The following is an 18,714-nucleotide window of genomic DNA, read 5'->3' as shown; positions in this document are numbered from 1 at the left end:
TACCGGGCGCGCCAAAGGACACGGCAGGCACCGCGGGCCCGGCGCCCGACGCCGCGCACACGCCGATGATGCAGCAGTATCTGCGCATCAAGGCGGAACACCCAGGCACGCTCGTGTTCTACCGGATGGGCGACTTCTACGAGCTCTTCTTCGACGATGCGGAAAAAGCCGCGCGGCTGCTCGATCTCACACTGACACAGCGCGGCGCGTCCGCGGGCACGCCGATCAAAATGGCGGGCGTACCGCATCACGCGGTCGAGCAATATCTCGCGAAGCTCGTCAAACTCGGCGAATCGGTTGCGATCTGCGAGCAGATCGGCGACCCGGCCACCTCGAAGGGACCGGTCGAGCGCAAAGTCGTGCGCGTCGTCACGCCCGGCACGCTAACCGATGCCGCGCTGCTGTCCGATAAAAGTGATGTGTATCTGATGGCCACATGCGTCGCGCACAACCGGCGCGGCGTGGCGACGACGGTCGGCCTCGCGTGGCTCAATCTCGCGAGCGGCGCGCTGCGCCTCGCCGAAATCGCGCCGGACGGCGTCGCCGCCGCGCTTGAACGGATTCGCCCCGCCGAGATTCTGGTCGCCGATTTACCCGCGTCCGACTCGCATGCATGGGCGCCGCCAGCGGGCAGTGGCGCGCTCACGCGCGTGCCGGGCTGGCATTTCGACATCGCGTCGGGCAAACAACGGCTGTGCGATCAACTGGATGTCGCCAGCCTCGACGGCTTCGGCGCGCATTCGCTTACCTGTGCGTGCGGCGCGGCCGGCGCGCTGCTGCTCTACGCGGCGGCGACGCAAGGCCAGCAACTGCGGCACGTGCGCAGCCTGAAGGTCGAGCTGGAGTCCGAATATATCGGCCTCGATCCGGCGACGCGGCGCAATCTCGAACTGACTGAAACGCTGCGCGGCAGCGAATCGCCTACGCTCTTTTCATTGCTCGACACCTGCTGCACGACCATGGGCAGCCGGCTGTTGCGGCACTGGCTGCATCATCCGCCGCGCGATGCATCGTATGCGCAAGCGCGCCAGCAGGCGATCGGCGCACTGCTCGACGCGTCCACGGAGCTGAACCCGGCGACCAGTATCGACACGCTACGCGGCGCATTGCGGCAGATCTCCGATATCGAACGCATCACCGGGCGGTTGGCGTTGCTATCCGCGCGACCACGCGATCTGTCGAGCCTGCGTGACACGTTCATCGCGCTGCCCGCGCTGCGTGCGCAACTCGCGGGCATCGCCGCGAACGCGGATTCGCTCGCGCGCGTCGATGCGTCGCTGGAACCGCCGGCCGCGTGCGTGGAATTGCTGTCCCGCGCGGTCGCGCCGGAACCCGCGGCGATGGTTCGCGACGGCGGCGTGATCGCGCGCGGCTACGACGCGCAGCTCGACGAGCTGCGCGATATTTCGGAAAACTGCGGCCAGTTCCTGATCGACCTCGAAACACGTGAACGGTCGCGTACTGGCATCGGCAATCTGCGCGTCGAGTACAACAAGGTGCACGGCTTCTATATCGAAGTCACACGCGGCCAGACCGACAAGGTGCCCGACGACTATCGCCGCCGCCAGACGCTGAAGAACGCCGAACGCTACATCACGCCGGAACTGAAAGCGTTCGAAGACAAGGCGCTGTCCGCACAGGAACGCGCGCTGGCTCGCGAAAAATCGCTGTACGACGCGCTGCTGCAGGCGCTGTTGCCATTTATCGCGGACTGCCAGCGGGTTGCCGGCGCGCTGGCCGAACTGGACCTGCTGGTCGCGTTCGCCGAACGCTCGCGCGCGCTCGACTGGGTCGCGCCGTCGTTCATGCCGGCGGCCGGCATCGATATCGAACAGGGCCGGCATCCGGTCGTCGAAGCGCAAGTCGAGCAGTTCATCGCGAACGACTGCCTGCTCACCGCCGAGCGCAAGCTGTTGCTGATCACCGGCCCGAACATGGGCGGTAAGTCGACGTTCATGCGACAAACCGCGCTGATCGCGCTGATGGCGTATGTCGGCAGCTACGTGCCGGCGCGGCGCGCATCGTTCGGCCCGATCGACCGCATCTTCACGCGCATCGGCGCGGCCGACGATCTCGCCGGCGGCCGCTCGACGTTTATGGTCGAAATGACGGAAGCTGCCGCAATTCTCAACGACGCGACGCCGCAAAGCCTCGTGCTGATGGATGAGATCGGCCGCGGCACGTCGACGTTCGACGGGCTCGCGCTCGCGTGGGCCATCGCACGGCATCTGCTCGCGCACAACGGCTGCCAGACACTTTTCGCGACGCACTATTTCGAGCTGACGCAGTTGCCGGCGGAATTCCCGCAGGCCGCCAATGTGCACTTGTCGGCGGTCGAGCATGGACACGGCATCGTGTTCCTGCATGCGGTCAACGAGGGGCCGGCAAACCAGAGTTACGGATTGCAGGTTGCGCAGCTGGCGGGGGTGCCGCCTGCGGTGATCCGCGCGGCGCGCAAGCATCTCGCCCATCTCGAGCAGCAGTCGGCCGCGCAGCCGGCGCCACAGCTCGACCTGTTCGCGCCGCCGCCGATGGTGCACGACGCGGACGACGACCCATACGACGCCGCACCCGGGCCGTCCGATCCGGCCACAGACGCGCTCGTCGAACGCCTGCGCGCGATCGATCCGAACGAGCTGCGTCCGCGCGACGCGCTCGATCTGCTTTTCGAGTTACATGAGCTGGCCACGGCGCCGGATGCGCAGCGCTGAACGCGCAGCCACTTCGTGGACCGCGTGGGCCGCGTCGGCCACATGGACGGTCTGGGTCGCGGCGGTGCGCGCCGCGCTGAACTCAGCCGCCCTCGCCTGGGTCTGCTGGCTGCCTCAGAATGCGTACGCGGCCGCTGCGCACTATGCATTCGCGGTCGTCACCAGCACGCTGCAAAGCGCCGCTGACGAAGCGCCTACGCAACGGCTGATCGACGCGATCGGCCGCGATCCGCAGATCGCATTTATCGTCTACGACGGCAATCTGAAAAGCGGCAACGAGCCGTGTCGCGACTCGTTGTACGAAACGCGTGAGGCATTGCTGCAGGCAGCGAAACCCGCGCTTGTGTTTATTCCCGGCCAGCACGACTGGGCCGATTGCAACACCGCCGCGGCCGGCAGCTTCGATGCGGTCGAACGACTCGACCAGCTGCGCCAAACGCTATTCACCGACGACTCGTCGATGGGGCAGAATCCGCTGCCGCTCGCGCGTGAAAGCGAAGTGTCGCGTTTCCGTACGTATCGTGAAAACGTGCGCTGGCAACTCGGCGATACAGTCTTCGTCGGCCTGAACGTGCCGAGTCCGAACAATCACTATCTGACCGCCGGCGGCCGTAACGCCGAATTCGAAGACCGGGTGATCGCGAACGCGTTCTGGCTCGACCACGCGGCCGAATATGCAAAACGACGCGATGCGAAAGCGATCATCGTATTCGTGCAGGGCGACTTCGATCCTGAGCGCTATGAGCGACGGGAACGCTTTGCATGGTTACGCTTCGAGCACAAACCGCGCGACGGATACATGGAGTTCAAGCGCAGCCTCGTGAAGCTTGCCGAATCGTTTCGTGGGCCAGTGCTTGTGATTCATCAGGACGACGAGGCACTGCGCACCGGGTTTATGATCGACCAGCCGTTGCGCAACGACAAAGGCGCGCTGGTGACGAACCTCACGCGCATCGCCGTCGCGCCACGCAACCGGCTCACCCAGTGGATTCAGATCGACGCGGACTTCGCACTGCGTCCGCCCTTTCGCGTGAGCGTGCGCGACGTGCCAAAGGATATGCCGCTACCATCGACACTGCCGCTACCGGCTCGCAACGACTACACGAACCCGCTGCCCGGGCCCATGCCGCTGACACCGGAGTATTCACCGCCATCAGACCTGCCGCCGCTTCTGCCGACACCGCAATCCTCACCGGTCATTCCGCAAACGTCTGGCGTGAACGGCACGGCACCCACCACCTTGCCGGATGCAAACCCGCCACCGGACCCCACACAAGGCGAAGGGGACGAAGCAGTCGATGGCAACGGGCATGCGCCCGGATCGTCTGCTTCGTCCCCTTCGGTGGGAACGGTTGCGCCGTCAGGATCAGTGCAGCGTGGGCCCTGATTTCGGCTCGAACTCGTCGTCTTCATCGTCGAGCACTTCGAGGCCGTCCGCGCCGTGTGCGTGCTCGTGCTGGATTTCGTCTTCGGTCGCTTCGCGCACTTCCTTGACGGTCAATGCGAAACGCAGCGCCATACCCGCCAGTGGATGATTGCCGTCGAGCACGACTTTGTCTTCTGCGACATCGGTGACTGTGTAGATCAGCGTATCGAGATCTTCATCGCCCTCTTCAGGCGTGCCTTCGAACTGCATGCCGACTTCGAGCGGCTCGGGAAAACGATCGCGCGGCTCGATCTTCACGAGCTCGGGATCGTACTCACCAAATGCGTCCCGCGGATCAAGCTGGATCTGCGTCTGGAAGCCCGGTTCGCGGCCATCCAGCTCTTCCTCGATCTTGGGGAACGTGCCATCATAGCCGCCGTGCAGATAGACCATCGGCTCGTCGCTCTCCTCGATCAGATTGCCTTGCGCATCCGATAGCTTGTAGGCGACCGATACGACGGTGTTCTTTGCGATCTTCATTCGTTTCTCCAAGATTACCCCTCATTATACGATGCTCAAGCGGCCCAATGCCGAACCGGCCAGCCCAGGTTCAGCCCGGATTTCCTCGCATCAACTGTTCCATCCACCGTTGGCCAACGGCCTCGCGCCGCTCGCGCCCGACGTGCCGACAGCGATGTTGGGCAACCTCAGCCCCGCGCAATTCATGCGCCGCTACTGGCAGAAAAAACCGCTTCTGATTCGCGGCGCACTCCCCGCTCTCGCGTCGCCGCTCACCCGCGACGAACTGTTCGAACTCGCCGATCGCGACGTCGTCGAGAGCCGGCTGATCACGCATGTGCGCAACAAGTGGGCACTCGAGCACGGTCCGTTCGCGCCCGACGAATTGCCGTCGCTGAAGCAGCGTGCATGGACGTTACTCGTACAAGGCGTCGATCTGCATGACGAGCGCGCGCGCATGCTGCTCGAGCGCTTCCGCTTCATCCCCGATGCACGGCTCGATGACCTGATGATTTCCTACGCGACCGACGGCGGCGGCGTCGGCCCGCACTTCGACTCGTACGATGTGTTTTTGCTGCAGGTGCACGGCAAGCGTCTGTGGCGCATCGGCGCGCAGCGCGACCTGTCGCTGAAGCCCGACTTGCCGTTGAAAGTTCTACAACACTTTGAACCGGACGCCGAATGGCTGCTCGAACCGGGCGACATGCTGTACTTGCCGCCGCACATCGCCCACGACGGTATCGCGCAGGGCGAATGCATGACCTGTTCAATTGGCTTTCGTGCGCCAACGGCCGGCGAGCTGACCGCGCAATTCCTCTATCACCTCGCGGAAAAGCAGGACGCAAACGTTTCAACCGAACGCTACCGCGATCCTCAGCAGCCGGCCGTCGCGCGGCCCGCGGAAGTGCCCGCGGCGCTTGTCGGGAAGATGGGCGCGATCCTTGCTAAGATCAGATGGAACGACGGAGACATCGCGTCGTTTCTCGGCGCGTATCTCAGCGAGCCGAAACCGACCGTTGTATTCGATCCGCCAAAACGGCCGCTCGACGAGATACGTTTCATCAGGCAAGCAGCGAAAACCGGTATTCGTCTGGACCGTAAAAGCGTGCTGCTTTACGACCGGCGTGCATACTATCTGAATGGCGAAGAAAACACGCTTCCAGGCGCGAAATCGTGGGTCGTTGAACTGGCCGATCGACGTCGTTTGAGTGCGAAACGCTTTGTAACACTCTCGCGCCATCCATCGATGACAGCACGACTTCACGAATGGTATTGTGCGGGCTGGATACAAGTAGGCGAACTAGGATAAGATTTCGCCGCCTGTTATACCGAAATCGTGGGATTTTGTCTGGGAACTACAACGTATTGGCCCCGGATTTGTCGACGGTCGATACGAAAGTGCATATAATTTCCGCCCAAGCCGTACGGGAAAGATTCACACTCATGAAGTGCGTCTCCACCAGCGGCCCGGGTCGGTGTTAGAGCACATTACCGGTAAATTTGCGCTGTTGCTTACCTTTAACCATAAAAGGACGTGATCATGAAGAAATCCCTCCTCGTAGCATCTCTGTTGGCGGCTATGGCTCTTGCTGCATGCAGCAAGAGTGGCAGCAGCGACACCGCCGCTGCTCCGGCTAGCGACGCCGCCGCTGCATCGGCACCTGCTGCCGCTGCTTCGGACGCTGGCGCTGCCGCTTCGGACGCAGGCGCTGCCGCTGCTGCTGCGAGCGACGCTGCTGCTTCGGCTGCGGGTGCTGCTTCGGATGCAGGCGCTGCCGCTTCGGACGCTGCTGCTTCGGCAGCCGCTCCGGCTTCGGGCGCAAGCCAGTAAGCTGTAGCGAAGGGCTCGCCGTCAGGCGAGCCCGTGCAGGCAGGCCGCGCGGGTCTGTCGCACAAAACAACACGAAACAAAACGCCACGGTTTCCGTGGCGTTTTGCTTTTACAAACCGCGCTTTTGTGGACGACCCGCTTTGCAGACTACCTATTGACAGCACGACTTGACCGCCCGCATTTTGCATGTTCGCCTTCGCGCATGCACACGGCATCTTAAGAAGCAGGCGGCGTTGGCTGCGCGAAGAACTCACGCACAACATCGATCTCGCGAGTGCGCTTGAAGGGCGGCAGGCTTTGCCAGATCCGGCGGCCATACGGCTTGTCGACAAGTCGCGTATCGCAGATCATCAGCACGCCGCGATCGGTCTCCGCGCGAATCAAACGCCCGGCGCCCTGCTTCAATGTGATCACCGCTTGCGGAAGCTGATGCACAGCGAACGGACTCAGCCCTTTCTTCGTCAATGCATCGAGACGGGCCGACAGCACCGGGTCGTCAGGCGGCGCGAACGGCAGCTTGTCTATCACGACGAGCGACAACGCGTCGCCGCGCACGTCGACGCCTTCCCAGAAGCTTTGACTGCCGACCAGAATCGCATTGCCGTACGCGCGAAAACGTTCGAGCAACTCCGTGCGACTCGCGTCGCCCTGCACGAGCAACGGCATATCCCAGCCGCGCGCTTCGATCGTATCGCGCAATCTGTTAGCGATGCGATCGACTGCGCGCAGTGTCGTGCATAGCATGAAGACGCCGCCACCCGACGCCTCGATGGCGGGCAACGCGGCGTCGAACACCGCGTCGGTGAACATCGGCGACGACGGTTGCGGCAGATTGCGCGGCACATACAGCAGCCCTTGCGTCTCGTAGTCGAATGGACTTGGCAGCGTCATCGAGCGACGCGCGCTGAGGCCCATCTGTGCCGCGTAATGCGTGAAATCGCCGCGCACGGACAGCGTCGCCGACGTGAACACCCATGCGCGCGGCACACCGGCACGCTGCCTTGCGAAAATGGGCGCGACCGATAACGGCGTTTCGTGCAATTGCACCGTGTGTAAGAAGACTTCGATCCAACGCACCTTTTCGTGTGGCTCGGTCTGTCCGTCCGGGCTGCCGTTCGCATCGGCCGAACGCGTTGCGGCGTTCGCATCCGCATCGCGCGCGACGCGTTCAGACGATGACGCCGGCGCCACCGTCCATCCTGCGAGCAAGTCTTGCAGTTCGCGCGCGCGCCGCAGACAGGCGCCAAGCGATTCCGCACGCTCGGCCTGTGCGGCGAGCGCGGCCGCCAGCGCGTCGAGCTCGACGTGCACCGCATCGAGTGCGGCAAAGAGCGGGTGATCACCGGCCAGCTGGGCGACCGACACGCGCAGCGAATCTTCCTTGAAGGTCAGGCGCACATCGCGCGTCGCGCGCTCGAGCGCAGCGCCCAGCTTCACCCAGTCGAGCGCGTCGCGCGCATGGGAGATGCCTTCAGCGACCGAGTCGCGTGCCAGCTCGAGCAACTGCGCGGTGGACAGCGTTTCGCCGAAAAAAAGCGTCGCGGTTTCGGGCAGCTGATGCGCTTCGTCGAAGATGATGGTGTTCGCGGTTGGCAGCAGTTCGGCCATGCCAGTGTCGCGCAGCATGACATCGGCGAAAAACAGATGGTGATTCACGACGACGAGATCAGCCTGCTGCGCTTCACGGCGCGCCTGCATCACGAAGCAGTCCTTGTAATGCGGGCATTCCTGGCCAAGACAGTTGTCGCGCGTGGAGGTCACCATCGACCACACCGCGGCTGTCTCGGGCACGCTCGCGAGTTCAGCCTTGTCGCCGGTGCGCGTGACTTTCGCGAATCGCACGATCTCCTGCAGATACGATGTCTCCTGGCGCGACGGCAAACGGCCGTTGTCGGCCGTGCGCTGCAGATAATAGTGGCACAGGTAGTTGGCGCGGCCCTTTAGCATCGCAACCGACACCGGCACCGCGAGCGCATCGCGCACAGTCGGAATATCGCGCTGAAACAGCTGATCCTGCAGATGCTTGGTGCCGGTCGACACGACCACCTTGCCGCCCCATAACATCGCCGGCACCAGATACGCATAAGTCTTGCCGGTGCCGGTCCCCGCTTCGACGATCAGCGTGTTTTCGCCGGCGTCGGCTTCGTCCGTCGCGCCCGCGTCCGCGTCCTGCGATGCGCGCTGCGCACCGGACGACGGCAAGCGGCGTGCGGGCCGCTCGTGCGCGTCGAACATCGCCGGCTCGGGCTGCGCGCGGCCCGATGCTTCAAGCGCGGCCGCGACCGCGCGTGCCATGTCGATTTGCGACGCGCGCGGCCGATAGCCGTCGATCTGCCGGGCCAGCAGACCATCGGCGGCAAAGATGTCGTTCAGTTCGGCCGCGCGCCGCGGCGTCAGCGACGCCGCGAGCGCACTGCCCGCGACATTGCGCTCGCTGCGCAGTGCATCTTTGGCGCTCGTGCCAGGCGCGTCGACGTGCGCCGCATCGGCGGCCGGCGTGCTGCGGGAGGAAGAATCAAGCGGTGCGTTCAAGGCAAGCGGTTCCTGCAAAATCCGGCGCCAGCATCGCAAAAGCGCGGGCGGCCCCGGCACCTGCCAGGTTCCGCACTCAGCTGTGCGCGTCGGGTTCGAGCTGCAATTGCAGCAGGATGATGGTGTCTTTCAGTTTGAGTTTGCGTTTCTTCAGGCGCTGCAGTTCGAGGTCGTCGACGCCGGGCTCATCCGACATCCGGTCGATCATCCGATCGAGCCCACTGTGCTCCGATTCCAGTTGCAGAATGCGGTCGCGAAGTGTTTCCGCGTTGACGTGATGAGCGCGCATGCTCGCCTCCTCCCAGAATGGGCGAAGTGCGCGCGGCCCGATAAGAGCCATCGTGCGCGCCCCTCGCTCGAGGTTGCTGTCCGGCCTGAAACGCGTGACTGCTGTCGCTGCTACGGTCTACTGCTGCTGTTGCTGCGGTTGCTCGAGCTGCTGCTGTTGCTGTTTCAGCTCGTCCTGTTGCTTTTGCTGCGCCTTCTCCGCAGCCTGCCTCTGGCGCTCCTCGACGTCCTTCTTATGCTGCGCGGCGTCGATCTGCTTCTGCTCGTAGTGCTGCTGTTTCTCGACGCGTTCCTGTGCCTTCTGCGCCGCCTGCTGATGCGCCTGATCGAGCTGACGCTGGAAGTCGGCCTGCTTCTGATCGTACGCCTGCTGGTTGGCTGCCGCCTGGGTCGGGCTGATACCGCGCTGCGCCTGATCGAGCGCGTGCTGGCGCTGCTTCTGCTCGTACGCCTGCTCGTTCGCTGCGCGCTGCGGCGCTTCCGCCTGGCGCTGTGCCTCATCCAGCGCGTGCTGGCGCTGCTTGTCGTCATACGCCTGCTGGTTGCGTGCGTCCTGCGCGGCACGCTGCGGCGCTTCCTCTGCGTCTTGCGCCTGCTGCAGCGCCTGCTGCTCGTCGCGTTGACGCGCGTGCTCGGCGCGTTTTTCGTCGTCGAGCACGAGCTGTTCGCGGCGAATGTCGGCCTGCACCGCGCGCATCGCGTCGCGCGCGTTGTTCACGCAATGATTGACAAAGAACCGGCTGTAGCAGTCGTGCTGTTTGACCGCGAAATCGTAGTTGTTCTGTGCGGTGCGCGCGTCGAGCGCCTGCTGGCGCGCCTCGAACGATTTCTCCACCGCCGATGTCTGCGCGGCGCCCGCATCATCCGTACCTTGCGCCGTCGCAACCGGGGCATCCGCGCCCTCGACGGCCCCCGCGCCGACCGTTCCATGCGCCGCCGCGCCGGATACCGCGTGCGCCGCCGGCTGCTGCTGCGCGGCGGCGGGCAGCGGCACGGCAAGCGCCGCGCCCAGCGCCCACACCGCCACCGTGCCCGCATGGGACACACGCTTGACGACGACCAGCGGAACCCTGAACCGGGCGCAAAACCACGAGGCCGAAACCCGCGCGAACAAAGGTGTCAGGACAACCGGCACACGCGCGGCAAGCGGAAAACGGAAGGTGGGCAACGTCGTAGATAGGCAACGGGACATGCCCCAAATTCTAACATCCTGCGCTTGAGCGCCCCGGCATTTATGGCAAAATGCCCCGCTGCTTCAGGAGCTTCATTCGCAGCGTCAGCCACCCCGGCCGCCACGCGCCGAGCGCGCCGTGCCGAAGCGGCAACGCCGACACACAGCGCACCCAGCGACAACATCGCATGCAGGTGCATGAAGCGGCCCCAGATCGAATCCGGCAGGAACATCAAAGCCTTATGACGGAAACCGTAGCACTCAAGATCGTCCAGCGCATCGCCACCGAACTGTCAGTCCAGCCTCGTCAGGTGGCAGCGGCCGTGCAACTCCTCGATGAAGGTTCGACCGTTCCGTTCATCGCCCGATACCGGAAGGAAGTCACCGGGAATCTGGACGACACCCAATTACGCAATCTCGAAGAACGCCTGCTCTATCTGCGTGAACTTGAAGACCGGCGCGCGACGATCGTCGCCAGCATCGACGAGCAAGGCAAGCTCACCGACGAACTGCGCACGGCGATCGAAGCCGCGGACAGCAAACAGGTGCTCGAAGACCTTTATCTGCCTTACAAGCCGAAGCGCCGCACGCGTGCGCAGATCGCCCGCGAGGCCGGCCTCGAGCCGCTCGCGCAGGCGCTGCTCGCCAATCCGATGCTCGACCCGCAAAGCGAAGCCGCGCAGTACGTGAACGCCGACAACGGTGTAGCCGACGTGAAAGCCGCGCTCGACGGTGCGCGCGACATTCTGTCCGAGCAGTTCGGCGAAACCGCGGAACTGCTCGGCAAACTGCGCGATTACCTGTTCAACCAGGGCGTCGTGTCGTCGTCGGTCATCGAGGGCAAGGAAGGCGAAGAAGGCGAAAAATTCCGCGACTACTACGACTATGCGGAAACCATCAAGACCGTGCCGTCGCACCGCGCGCTCGCCCTCTTCCGGGGTCGCAATGCGGGCGTGCTGCTCGTGAAGCTCGGTCTGGGCGAAGAGCTCGATGCGCAGGTGCCGCACCCGGGCGAAGCGATGATCGCGCACCACTTCGGCATCGCGAATCAGGCGCGCCCGGCCGACAAATGGCTCGCCGACGTCTGCCGCTGGTGCTGGCGTGTGAAGGTGCAGCCGCATATCGAAAATGAACTGCTGACAAATCTGCGCGAACAGGCCGAACACGAAGCGATCCGCGTGTTCGCACGCAATCTGAAAGACCTGCTGCTCGCGGCGCCGGCTGGCCCGAAGGCGGTGATCGGCCTGGACCCGGGCCTGCGTACCGGGGTAAAGGTCGCGGTCGTCGATCGCACCGGCAAGGTGCTCGCCACCGATACGATCTACCCGCACGAGCCGCGCCGCGACTGGGACGGGTCGATCGCGAAGCTCGCGCGGATAGCCGCCCAGTGCCAGGCGGAGCTGATCAGCATCGGCAACGGCACCGCGTCGCGCGAAACGGACAAGCTCGCCAGCGAGCTGATCGCGCGCCATCCCGAGCTCAACCTGCAGAAAATCGTCGTGTCCGAAGCAGGCGCGTCGGTTTATTCGGCATCCGAACTGGCTGCCCGGGAATTTCCGGAACTCGACGTCTCGCTGCGCGGCGCGGTGTCGATTGCGCGGCGTCTGCAGGACCCGCTGGCCGAGCTCGTCAAGATCGAGCCGAAGGCAATCGGCGTCGGGCAATACCAGCACGACGTCAACCAGCGTGAACTCGCGCGTTCGCTCGATGCGGTCGTCGAAGACTGCGTGAACGCCGTCGGCGTCGATGCGAACACCGCGTCGGTTGCGCTGCTCGCACGCGTGTCGGGTCTCAATGCGACGCTCGCGCGCAATATCGTCGAGTACCGCGATGCGAACGGGCCGTTCCCGTCGCGCGAGCATCTGCGCAAGGTGCCGCGCCTGGGTGACAAAACGTTCGAACAGGCCGCCGGCTTTCTGCGGATCAACAGCGGCGAGAACCCGCTTGACCGTTCGTCGGTGCACCCGGAAGCATATCCGCTCGTCGAGCGGATGCTCGCGAGAATCAGCAAGCAGGTCAGTGACGTGCTCGGCAATCGCGACGCACTATCGCGCCTTGTGCCGACCGAGTTCGTCGACGACCGCTTCGGTTTGCCGACCGTGCGCGACATTCTGTCGGAGCTCGAAAAACCCGGCCGCGACCCGCGTCCCGAATTCAAGACCGCGACGTTCCGTGAAGGCGTCGAAAAAATCTCGGACCTGTCGCCGGGCATGGTGCTCGAAGGCGTCGTCACGAACGTCGCGGCATTCGGCGCGTTTATCGATGTCGGCGTCCATCAGGACGGCCTCGTCCACGTGTCCGCGATGTCGACGAAGTTCATCAAGGACCCGCACGAAGTCGTGAAAGCCGGTCAGATTGTCAAAGTGAAGGTGCTCGAAGTCGATGTGAAGCGGCAGCGCATTTCGCTGACGATGCGCCTCGATGACGACTTCGCGGCTGGCAATACGAGTTCCCGCGGTGGCGGCAGCGCACAGAACGACCGTGGCGGCGCGGGCCGCCCGGGCGGCGGCGCACGCGGAGCGCAGCGCTCGCGCGAGCCGGAACCGACTGGCGCAATGGCGGCGGCCTTCGCGAAGCTCAAGCAGCGCTAGCCCAACGGCTGAGAAAACGCGCGAGGTGGCTGCGCGTTTGGCTGCGCGCGCTTGACTGCGCGTTGGGCTGCCTTAGCAACTTGCACCCAGCCAGAAAAGCAAAAGCCCATGCACGCGATGTGCATGGGCTTTTGCGTCGGTGGGTGCCGCGACGTACTCGCTCGAATGCGTCAAATCTCGATCTTCGTCCCCAACTCGACGACCCGATTCGCCGGAATGCTAAAGAAATCGGTCGGCTTCGCGGCATTCTGGTGCATCCACGCGAACACGCGCTCACGCCACACCGACATGCCCGGCAATTGCGTCGGCACCACCGTTTCGCGCGCGAGGAAAAACGAGGTATCCATCAGTTCGAAGGTCATGTCGTGCATGCGCCCGACCTCTTCCAGCACCGCCTTCACGTCGGGCGTTTCATTGAAGCCATACGCGGCCTTCACAAGAAAGAGGCCGCCACTGACATCCTTGACCGTCAGCCGGTCCGTTTGTTCGACGTACGGAATATCGCGCGTGACAAAAGTCAGAAAGATCGTGCGCTCATGCAGCACCTTGTTGTGCTTCAGGTTGTGCAACAGGCTCACCGGCACGAGCGACGCGCTGCCGGTCAGATAGATCGCGGTGCCCGACACACGATGCGGCGGATGCGCAAGCAGCCCTTGCACGAACGGCATCAGCGGAATACCGTCGGCGGCCGTGCGTTCCTTGACGATCATGCGACCTTTGAACCACGTCATCAGCAGGAAGAACAGTAGCGCGCCAATGCCAAGCGGCAACCAGCCGCCGTCGGCCACCTTCAGCAGATTCGCACCAAAGAAGCCGAGGTCGACCAGCAACAACCCACTGATGATCAGCGCGACCACCAGCTTGTTCCAGTTCCATACCTTGACCATCACGACGCACGCGAGCACGGTGGTGATCACCATCGTCGCGGTCACGGCGATGCCATACGCGGCCGCGAGATTGTCCGAGCTCTTGAAGCCGATCACGATGCACATGATGATGAACAACAGCATCCAGTTGACGACCGGCACGTAGATCTGCCCAATCGCCAGCTCCGACGTATGCAGGATCTTCATGCGCGGCACATAACCGAGTTGAATCGCCTGGCTCGTCAACGAATATGCGCCGGAGATCACCGCTTGCGACGCAATCACGGTCGCCACCGTCGACAGCACGACGAGCGGCAGCAACGCCCAATCGGGCGCGAGCAGATAGAACGGGTTTTCAATCGCTTTCGGGTCGTGCATCAGCAGCGCGCCCTGCCCGAAGTAGTTCAGCACCAGCGACGGCATCACGAGCACATACCACGCCACGCGAATCGGCTGCGCGCCGAAGTGGCCCATGTCCGCATAGAGCGCTTCGGCGCCGGTTAGCACCAGCACGACCGAGCCGAGCACGACGTAAGCCTGCAGCAGATGCGCAGACATGAATGAAACCGCGTAGTAAGGATTGAGCGCGGCGATCACTTCCGGCGACTGCAGAATGTGCGACAGCCCGAGCACCGCGAGCGTGATGAACCACAGCACCATGATCGGCCCGAACATGCGGCCCACTGTCGCGGTGCCATGCCGCTGGATCCAGAACAGCAGCAGCAGGATCACCATCGTCAGCGGCAGCACCAGATGGGTCAGTTTCGGCGCGGCGATCTCGAGACCTTCGACCGCCGACATCACGGAGATGGCCGGCGTGATCACCGCGTCACCGTAGAACATGCAGGCACCGAAAATACCGAGCATCGTGAGCAAACCTGCCGCCCGGGTACGTGCATCGAATGAACGCAGCGCCAGTGCCATCAGTGCAAGCACGCCGCCTTCGCCGTTATTCGACGCACGCATCACGAACAGCACGTACTTGACGCTCACCACCACGACGATCGCCCAGAACAGCAGCGAAATAACACCGAGAATCGAATCCTGAGTCAGTGGAATGCCATGTGATGGGCTGAACGCTTCTTTCAGCGAATACAGCGGGCTCGTGCCGATGTCGCCGAAGACGACCCCGATCGCAGCGACCGCGAGCGCGGACAAGGGCTGCTTGGGCGCGTGATGATTGTCTGTCATAAGCGCGAAAAGAATCCGTTCCTCAGCGGCAAAAATGAGCGGTATTCTAAACTGGGGCTGAAAGTCAGCCGTCCGGCATGTTGTGCAAATGCCACGTGAGTCCTGGAACGTCCGAAGTGTAGCACCGCACTTTGGTCAAGTCTGCGGCAACTGTTCTGTTTCGAATGCGCACTTCATGCGTTCACCTATGAACGCGTTCCGCTATCGTACTGGCCGCTGCTCGCGATGCGTGTGCGTTATTCGCGCATACAAAAAAACGGAGCCCAGCCCGGCTCCGTTTCATCATGGCGCGACGTTGTCAAACGACACTATTCGTATTTTCGCGGCCGGCTGTCACGTGTTCGTCACGCTTCGTGCGGTGTGCCACGTTTGATCCATGCGCCGAGATTATGCGGACGCACCGTGTCCCATTCTTCGAACGGCTGATGAATCCACGGATTGGTCGGCAAATGCTGAACGTAGTAGTCCGGCTTAACCTTCGAGCACGCCTTATACCACAGCACGGCTGAACGTACCGACGTAATCGCCGGATAGCGCTCCTTCAGATGCTGCTGCACGCGCGCAAGGGTCACGCCGGAATCGACAAGGTCGTCGACCAGTAGCACATTGCCCGACAGTTCGCCGCGCGTCATGGTGATGTACTGCGCAATATCGAGCTCGCCTTGCTCCGTGCCGGCTGCTTCGCGATATGAACTCGTCGCGAGTATTGCAAGCGGCAGGTCGTAGATGCGCGACATCTGATCGCCGACGCGCAAGCCGCCACGCGCGAGGCACAGGATCTTGTCGAATTTCCAGCCGGACTCGTGGACCGCGAGCGCAAGCAGTTCGATCAGCCGGTGGTACTCGTCCCAGCCGACCCAGAGGTTCTTGTCGTCGTTGCGCGGGTCTTTCATCGCGATCATCGGACCACCGTCAAGCATCGGTTACACCTTGAACGGGTGGCGCAGCAGGATCGTTTCATCGCGATCCGCACCGGTCGACACCATGTCGATCGGCACGCCCGCGACTTCCTGCACGCGCGCCAGGTAAGCGCGCGCATTCGCCGGGAGCTGGTCCCATTCCTTGATGCCAATGGTGCTTTCCTTCCAGCCGGCGAAGGTTTCGTACACCGGCTCGCAGCGCGCGACTTCCGACGCGCCGCGCGGCAGGATATCCGTTTGCTTGCCGTCGATCTTGTAGCCGATACACAGATTCACTTCGTCGAGACCGTCGAGCACGTCGAGCTTCGTGATGCACAGGCCCGACACGCCGTTGATCTGGATCGAGCGGCGCAGCGCGGCCGCGTCGAGCCAACCGGTACGGCGCGGCCGGCCGGTGACCGAGCCGAATTCCTTGCCGACCGTGGCGAGCGTCAAGCCGATCGGCGCCTGGCGGGCGGCGTTGTCCGCGTCGTACAGTTCGCTCGGAAACGGGCCCGAACCGACGCGCGTGCAGTACGCCTTCGTGATGCCGAGGATGTAGTTGAGCTTCTGCGGACCGACGCCCGCGCCCGCCGACGCGGCGCCCGCGACGCAGTTGCTCGACGTGACGAACGGATAGGTGCCGTGGTCGATATCGAGCAGCGTGCCTTGCGCGCCTTCGAACAGCAGGTTGCGGCCCGCATGGTTTTCGTCGTAGAGACGGCGCGACACGTCGGTGACCATCGGCTTCAGGCGATCCGCATAGCCGAGCATCATGTCGAGCGTCTGCTGATAGTCGACCGCGGCGGCGCCGAGGTACTGCGTGAGCACGAAGTTATGGAAATCGAGATTCGCACGCAGGCGTTCCGCGAATGCTTGCGGCTCGAACAGGTCCTGCACGCGTAGGCCGCGGCGCGCGACCTTGTCTTCATACGCGGGACCGATGCCGCGGCCGGTCGTGCCGATCTTGCCTGCGCCGCTCTTCGCTTCGCGTGCCTGGTCGATCGCGATGTGATACGGGAGGATCAGCGTGGTGGCTTCGGAGATGAACAGGCGCTTCTGCACGTTGATGCCGGCGGACTCGAGCTCTTCGATTTCCTTGAAGAGCGCCTCCGGTGACAACACGACGCCATTGCCGATGTAGCACGCGACCTGCGGCCGCATGATGCCCGATGGAATGAGGCGCAAGATGGTTTTCTTGCCGCCGATGATGAGCGTATGGCCGGCATTGTGACCGCCTTGGAAACGGACGACGCCTTGCGCGTGATCCGTCAGCCAGTCGACGATCTTGCCCTTGCCCTCGTCACCCCACTGGGTCCCAACCACCACGACATTGCGCCCGGGGTTCACATTCACAGCACTGGCAGACATGTTGTTTCTTGAGCTGGTTAAAAACGTATTTTACCTGGGTTCACGCGCGGGTTCCGCATTTTTGTCGCAAATTTTCCTTTGCGCTCAATGGTATGGGCCGGTTTTCAGCGGGCGCGCACCACCCACGCGCCGCCCTCCTCGACGAGCACGCGGTCGAACGCGAATTCGTCAAGCCCGTGGTCGTGCCCCGGCAACGCCTGAATCACCACTTCGCCCGCGTCGCGCAGCGCGGCGACGCTCGTGCGCAACGCATCGTCGTGCTGCCACGGCGCGAGGATCGCGCTGCTGCGCGCTTCAATCGGCGAAATGCGCGCGACTTCGCGCAGGTCCAGCGAAAAACCGGTGGCCGCGCGCGCCCGGCCGTACGCCTGGCCGACGTGGTCGTAACGGCCGCCGCGCGCCACCGCATTCGGCACGCCGTCGACATACGCGGAGAACATCACGCCGCTGTGGTACGCGTAGCCGCGCAAATCGGCCAGATCGATCATCACTTCGGCGCCTTCGACCTGCGCGGCGAGGAAGGCAAGATCGTCGAGCGCGCGCGCGATTTCCGGTGCATCCGGCAGGCGCGCACGCGCTTCATCGAGCACGGCCGCGTGGCCATACAGCGTCGGCAGCGCGCGCAGCGCGTCGCGCACAAGCGGCTTCAGGTGCGCGGTGAGCTCCACGAGGCGCGGCACATCCTTGCCCGCGAGCGCGTCATAAAGCGCCTCGCCCGCTGTGGCCGCGGCCGGCTCCATGTCGATCAGCGCAGCGAGCACGCCCGCGTGGCACAGGTCCAGACGCACTTTCGCGAGACCCGCGAGACGCAGTGCGTCGAGCATCAGCTGCTGGATCTCGAGATCCGCTTCGAGCCCCGCATGGCCGTAAATTTCCGCGCCAATCTGGATCTGCTCGCGTGTCGCGTGCAGCCCGCGCGGCCGCGTATGCAGTACGACGCCCGCGTAGCACAGGCGCGTCACACCCTGCCGGTTCAGCAGGTGCGCGTCGATGCGCGCGACCTGCGGCGTGATGTCCGCGCGCAAGCCAAGCGTGCGGCCCGATAGTTGATCGACGAGCTTGAACGTGCGCAGATCCAGATCGCCGCCGCCGCTCGTCAGCAGCGACTCGAGATATTCGAGCATCGGCGGCATCACCATTTCATAGCCGTACGCGCGGAAACGGTCCAGCAACCGGCGACGCAATTCTTCGATTTTGCGTGCCTCCGACGGCAGCACGTCGGCAATATTCTCGGGAAGTAACCAGGTCGACATCGATAGGGTCCTGCGACGTTATGCAAGGCGCGCTACGCGCACCAGCGAATGAGATGAGAATAGCGGCGGCCGGTTGTGCTTTCCACCCGCTGTTTCGATCCGCTGTTTCGATCCGGACTTTCGGC

Annotated in this window: 13 protein-coding genes; 5 read left to right on the top strand and 8 right to left on the bottom strand. The window is 63.7% G+C overall.

Annotated elements, in window-relative coordinates:
* Positions 1-65: 65 nt before the first annotated feature.
* The gene (mutS, locus tag HV796_RS02495; RefSeq protein WP_175225013.1) at positions 66-2,711 is read left to right on the top strand and encodes a DNA mismatch repair protein MutS; all 2,646 of its coding nucleotides are present in this window, start codon (positions 66-68) and stop codon (positions 2,709-2,711) included.
* Positions 2,677-4,098, top strand: a complete 1,422-nt coding sequence (locus HV796_RS02490; protein WP_246355644.1) for a hypothetical protein — start codon at positions 2,677-2,679, stop codon at positions 4,096-4,098. The genes mutS and HV796_RS02490 overlap by 35 nt, the downstream gene beginning before the upstream one ends.
* On the opposite strand, the gene HV796_RS02485 is transcribed toward HV796_RS02490, so the two are convergent.
* On the bottom strand, positions 4,078-4,617 hold the full coding sequence (locus tag HV796_RS02485) for an FKBP-type peptidyl-prolyl cis-trans isomerase (protein WP_175224845.1): 540 nt from the start codon (positions 4,615-4,617) through the stop codon (positions 4,078-4,080). The genes HV796_RS02490 and HV796_RS02485 overlap by 21 nt on opposite strands.
* A 31-nt stretch (positions 4,618-4,648) precedes the next feature.
* On the opposite strand from HV796_RS02485, the gene HV796_RS02480 reads away from it, so the two are divergent.
* Together HV796_RS02480 and HV796_RS02475 are read left to right on the top strand one after the other, a co-directional pair.
* Positions 4,649-5,905 carry a cupin domain-containing protein gene (locus HV796_RS02480; RefSeq protein WP_175224843.1) on the top strand — a complete coding sequence of 419 codons (1,257 nt, stop codon included), beginning with the start codon at positions 4,649-4,651 and terminating at the stop codon, positions 5,903-5,905.
* 231 nt (positions 5,906-6,136) lie between these two features.
* Complete coding sequence (locus tag HV796_RS02475) at positions 6,137-6,427, top strand: hypothetical protein (RefSeq protein ID WP_377692463.1); 291 nt, start codon at positions 6,137-6,139, stop codon at positions 6,425-6,427.
* Between the two features lie 216 nt (positions 6,428-6,643).
* Here the strand turns inward: HV796_RS02475 and yoaA are convergent, their stop codons facing one another.
* The 3 genes from yoaA to HV796_RS02460 form a co-directional block, all read right to left on the bottom strand.
* Entirely contained in the window at positions 6,644-8,959 is a 2,316-nt protein-coding gene (yoaA, locus tag HV796_RS02470) for a DNA repair helicase YoaA (RefSeq protein ID WP_175224839.1), read from the bottom strand.
* Positions 8,960-9,035: 76 nt separating this feature from the next.
* Positions 9,036-9,248, bottom strand: a complete 213-nt coding sequence (locus HV796_RS02465) for a DUF465 domain-containing protein (RefSeq protein WP_175224837.1) — start codon at positions 9,246-9,248, stop codon at positions 9,036-9,038.
* Between the two features lie 117 nt (positions 9,249-9,365).
* Entirely contained in the window at positions 9,366-10,439 is a 1,074-nt protein-coding gene (locus HV796_RS02460; RefSeq protein ID WP_246355643.1) for a hypothetical protein, read from the bottom strand.
* Positions 10,440-10,660: 221 nt separating this feature from the next.
* Here HV796_RS02460 and HV796_RS02455 point away from each other — a divergent pair, with 221 nt between their 5' ends.
* Entirely contained in the window at positions 10,661-13,009 is a 2,349-nt protein-coding gene (locus tag HV796_RS02455; RefSeq protein WP_175224835.1) for a Tex family protein, read from the top strand.
* 170 nt (positions 13,010-13,179) lie between these two features.
* Here HV796_RS02455 and HV796_RS02450 read toward each other — a convergent pair whose 3' ends face one another.
* The 4 genes from HV796_RS02450 to HV796_RS02435 all read right to left on the bottom strand — a co-directional run bounded on the left by HV796_RS02450 (position 13,180) and on the right by HV796_RS02435 (position 18,589).
* The gene (locus tag HV796_RS02450; RefSeq protein WP_175224833.1) at positions 13,180-15,066 is read right to left on the bottom strand and encodes a potassium transporter Kup; all 1,887 of its coding nucleotides are present in this window, start codon (positions 15,064-15,066) and stop codon (positions 13,180-13,182) included.
* Positions 15,067-15,410: 344 nt separating this feature from the next.
* The gene (locus HV796_RS02445) at positions 15,411-15,986 is read right to left on the bottom strand and encodes a phosphoribosyltransferase (protein WP_175224831.1); all 576 of its coding nucleotides are present in this window, start codon (positions 15,984-15,986) and stop codon (positions 15,411-15,413) included.
* 3 nt (positions 15,987-15,989) lie between these two features.
* Positions 15,990-17,336, bottom strand: a complete 1,347-nt coding sequence (locus HV796_RS02440; protein ID WP_175224829.1) for an adenylosuccinate synthase — start codon at positions 17,334-17,336, stop codon at positions 15,990-15,992.
* Positions 17,337-17,440: 104 nt separating this feature from the next.
* On the bottom strand, positions 17,441-18,589 hold the full coding sequence (locus HV796_RS02435) for an ATP phosphoribosyltransferase regulatory subunit (RefSeq protein WP_175224818.1): 1,149 nt from the start codon (positions 18,587-18,589) through the stop codon (positions 17,441-17,443).
* Positions 18,590-18,714: the final 125 nt, after the last annotated feature.

Source organism: Paraburkholderia humisilvae (assembly GCF_902859855.1).
Classification (GTDB): domain Bacteria; phylum Pseudomonadota; class Gammaproteobacteria; order Burkholderiales; family Burkholderiaceae; genus Paraburkholderia; species Paraburkholderia humisilvae.
The sequence above is the reverse complement of the archived record's forward strand: the minus strand, read 5'-3'. Positions and strand labels throughout refer to the sequence as shown.